This window comes from Mesorhizobium sp. M1A.F.Ca.IN.020.06.1.1 (genome assembly GCF_004023265.1).
Classification (GTDB): Bacteria; Pseudomonadota; Alphaproteobacteria; order Rhizobiales; family Rhizobiaceae; genus Mesorhizobium.
This window is the reverse complement of record NZ_RZSR01000593.1, coordinates 1-3788: the sequence shown is the minus strand read 5'-3', so window position 1 is coordinate 3788 and position 3788 is coordinate 1. Positions and strand designations below refer to the sequence as shown.

The following is a 3788-nucleotide window of genomic DNA, read 5'->3' as shown; positions in this document are numbered from 1 at the left end:
GACTTCAGCCGCGTTGGTACGGCCGGAGAATTTTCAGATCGGCCGAGTGTTCAACAACACTTTCTCCGTGATCGGTCGTAACATTGTACTCTGCGTTGGTCTTGCGGCGCTGTTTTCAGGACTACCGCAACTGGTCACCCAACTTATGCCACAACTGGTCACCCAGCACGTGGGTCTGAATTCCCATACTGGAAATCCGGCGAATTTCGCCGCGGCTATCACGAACCACAAGCTCGGCTTCATCATTGGAACTGCGGTCATTGTAATACTTTATCTCGCCTTTGCGGTTCTGTTGCAGTCGAGCCTCGTCCGGGTGGCGATCGAGGACATGAACGGCAAGAAGCCGACTTTCGGGGATTCCATCGCAACAGCGATCCGCTTCCTGTTGCCCACGGTCGCCATAGGTCTGCTTGTAGCGCTCGGCGTGGGCGCGGCCTCGATTGCCTTGCTGGTGCCCGGAATCATCCTCGGGCTCGGCTGGTCGGTGGCAATACCGGTGCTCATTCAGGAGCGCTTGGGCGTCTTCGGCTCGATGTCGCGCAGCCGCGCCCTGGCCAAAGGCAGCCGCTGGGCTCTGTTTGGCCTTTTCGTGATCCTGGTCATCATGGGGCTTGTGATGCAATCCATCACCGGAGTGGTCGTTTATCTATTCCATGGCATCGTCGCCGCCGTCGTGGCCGCCATGGTCCAGAGCATCGGCTCGATGGTGGGTTCCGTCGCAGCCGCGGTCAGCTATGTCGAACTGCGCCAGGTCAAGGAAGGCACCGGCGTCGATGAACTGGCGGAGATATTCTCGTAGTCTGGGATGCTGGCGAGGCCGGCCGAAGTGCTGGTGAGCGGCAGCCCCCGCTGAGAGCCTGCCTGTCCTGCAAAATCGCCTTCCTGGCCTCAAATCAGAGCGCGACCGTGAGCTTTGCTGCAGTCGGCGGTTCTGGCTGACACCGGGAATACCCGAAACAATTGCAAGTCCACTGGACGGGGCCCGCCGTTCTTGGCAGATTTACTTTGAAGTTGCCGAATTGGATTCGGCAGCGGCTCGGGGGAAAGCTATCATGACCACTGCGACATTGGGACGACCAGGCAGATTCGAAATCGGCAGGGTGTTCAACAGCACTTTTGCCGTCATCACGCGCAACATAGGACTCTGCGTCGGGCTGGGGCTTTTGTTTGCCGGCCTGCCGACGCTGCTCATCAGGTTATGGACCCAACCGCAGATGGAAGCGGTGATGAATGGCGATCCGAGTGCCATGGCGGATCCGAACGCGATGCTGCGCAACTCCTATCTCAGCATCCTCGCGGGATTGATTTCCTTCGTCTTCACGCTGCTGCTCCAGTCGTCGCTGGTGCGGGCAACGATCGAGGATCTGAACGGAAGGCGGCCATCCTTCGGCGACAGCGTGCAGATTGCCATCCGCTTCCTGTTGCCGACGCTCGCGATCGGCCTGCTCGTCGGCATCGGCTCAGCGCTTGCTATGATAGCGCTGATCGTCCCCGGCATCATCCTGTGGCTTGGCTGGTCGATGTCGGTTCCCGTTCTCATCCAGGAGCGGTTGGGCGTATTCGGCTCGATGTCGCGCAGCCGAGCGCTGACCAAAGGCAATCGCTGGTCGCTGTTCGGCCTCTTCCTCATCCTGGTCATCATCGCGATGGTCATCCAGTGGGGGATCCTGGTGGTGCTGCTTCTCTTCGGCGGGATCCTCGCCGAACTGGGCGCCGCCGTGGTGCAGGCCGTCGTCTCGATGGTGCTCTCCGTCGCCACCGCGGTCAGCTATGTCGAACTGCGCCAAGTCAAGGAAGGCACCAGCGTCGACGAATTGGCGAAAATCTTCTCTTAGCAACGGCCCAGCCGCCTTCCACTTTGAGGGCGGCCGCCCGCTGTCTCAACGACAACAGCAGTGGTCTGCCTGCACGCTCGTGCGGCAGAGGCATGACGATGTGATCGGCACGTCCGCCTTGGTCAGCGCCAAAGCAAGTTTCGCCTGCAAGCCCGGCAGCTCCTCGCTCTCGCGGCGCCGCTTCAGGCATTCGACCAGCCCGTGTAGCGCCCAGACATTGTCCGGATGCTGGGCGCAGCGCTGCACGGCGCCGCTGAGGCCCAGATCGTCGCGATCGGTCCTGGGAGGAATCAGGACTCGAGCCAAACCGTCTCGAAATGCTGCTCGAGCGCCTGGTGCTGCTCGCAGCCATGCACGCCCTTGCGGTAGGTGCGGTAGACCGAGCGCCAGTAGGGCTGGATGATGATGCCGGAGTCGCGCAAATTCTGCTCGATCTTGGCCATGATCTCCTTGCGCTGGGCGGCATCCGGGGTCGCAAGTGCTTTATCGAGAAGCTCGTCGAACTCCTTGTTCGAATAAGCGCTTTCGTTCCAGGCCGCGCCTGATTTATAGGCCAGGGCCAGCACCTGGACGCCGAGCGGACGGCCGAGCCATTCGGTGCAGGAGTAGGGGAACTTGCTCCAGTCGTTCCAGAAGGTGGCAGCCGGCAGCACGGTGCGCTTGATCTTGAGGCCGGCCTCGCGGATCTGGGCGGCGATCGCGTCGGCGGTGCTCTTTTGCCATTCGACGTCGACCGAGATCAGCTCGTATTCGTGGTCGGCCTTGCCGGATTCGGCCAACAGCTTCTTCGCCGCGTCGACATCGCGCTTGGCCGGGCCGATATCGGCGAATTCGGGATGCATCGGTCCGACATGGTGGTTATCGGCGGGCTTGCCCCTGCCGTCGAGGCCGAGCTTCAGCACGGCCGCATTGTCGACGGCAAGCTGGGCGGCACGGCGCACCTTGACGTCGTCATAGGGCGCGTTGCCGACATTGAAGCGGGCGACGATGGTCGAGCCGGTCGCGATCTCGGAATTTTCGAGCCCCATCTGCTCGGTCTGCGACACGGCGTCCGAGGCGGTCTCGTGGTCGGTGTCGATCTCGCCGGATTCGAAGGCCGACAGCATGGCGTTGGGATCGGAGCCGTAGTCGACCCACTTGATGCCGTCGAGATAGAACTCGCCCTTCCACCAAGGCTTGTCCTTGCGCTTCACCTCCGCACCGGTCTCGGCGTCCCAACTCACCAGCGCGCACGGGCCGGTGGTGATGGCCAAAGCCTTCTTCGGATCGGCATCGCCTTCATAGGAGCGGTGCATGATCAGCGCCGGATAGTCGGCCATGCCGGCGATCAGCGAGATGTCGGGCTTTGGCAGGTTGAGCTTGACGGTGTAGTCGTCGACTTTCTGGATGCCGCCGTCGACCGGCTTCTTGGTGTCGGCGTTGACCAGCGCGCCCATGCGCGCGGCGACCGAATTGCCGGCGACCGAGGCATCGCACCAGCGGTTGAGGTTGTGGATCACGTCGTCGGCGTTGAAAGTGTCGCCGTTCGACCAGGTGATGCCTTTGCGCACGTGAAGCGTGATCGTCTTGGCGTCGTCGCTGGTCTCCCAGTTTTCGAGCAGCCAGGGCTCGAAGGTGAAGTCGGTTTTCCAGCGCACCAGATATTCGTTGCAGTGACGCGCCACATTCGACATCTCGACGCCGTCGAAAGTGCGCGGATCCTTGAAGCCCTTCACGTTCATGGCGACGCGCAGGACCCCGCCGCGCTTCGGCTCCTCGGCGCGGGCAGGCGAGGGGGCAAGCCCACCCAACGCCAGCGCGCCGGCGGCGCTGACGCCCAAGCCGGCCATAAGCGCCAGATACTCGCGCCGGCTGATCGCGCCCTTCTTGAAATCACCCGCGGTCGGCTTTGCCCGCGGGTGCAGTTTTCTGTCGGTCAGCATGAATTTCATTGTCGTTCCCTCTATTGTTGGT

3 protein-coding genes and 1 pseudogene are annotated in these 3788 nt (G+C 62.1%); 2 read left to right on the top strand and 2 right to left on the bottom strand.

Annotation, left to right across the window (positions count from 1 at the left end; translation table 11 throughout):
* The coding region (locus tag EOA60_RS23035; RefSeq protein WP_245502598.1) for a hypothetical protein at positions 1-799 on the top strand (799 nt) is incomplete at its 5' end.
* A 253-nt stretch (positions 800-1052) separates the two neighbouring features.
* Entirely contained in the window at positions 1053-1835 is a 783-nt protein-coding gene (locus EOA60_RS23030) for a hypothetical protein (RefSeq protein ID WP_095783213.1), read from the top strand.
* 45 nt (positions 1836-1880) lie between these two features.
* Here EOA60_RS23030 and EOA60_RS23025 read toward each other — a convergent pair.
* Together EOA60_RS23025 and EOA60_RS23020 are read right to left on the bottom strand one after the other, a co-directional pair.
* Positions 1881-2108, bottom strand: a pseudogene (locus EOA60_RS23025) (hypothetical protein); the annotation flags it as partial.
* 17 nt (positions 2109-2125) lie between these two features.
* Entirely contained in the window at positions 2126-3766 is a 1641-nt protein-coding gene (locus EOA60_RS23020) for an ABC transporter substrate-binding protein (protein ID WP_095824762.1), read from the bottom strand.
* Positions 3767-3788: the final 22 nt, after the last annotated feature.

Coding starts and splice junctions, on each gene's coding strand:
- EOA60_RS23030 (WP_095783213.1), top strand. CDS start 1,053: ATGACCACTGCGACATTGGGACGACCAGGCAGATTCGAAATCGGCAGG.
- EOA60_RS23020 (WP_095824762.1), bottom strand. CDS start 3,766: ATGAAATTCATGCTGACCGACAGAAAACTGCACCCGCGGGCAAAGCCG.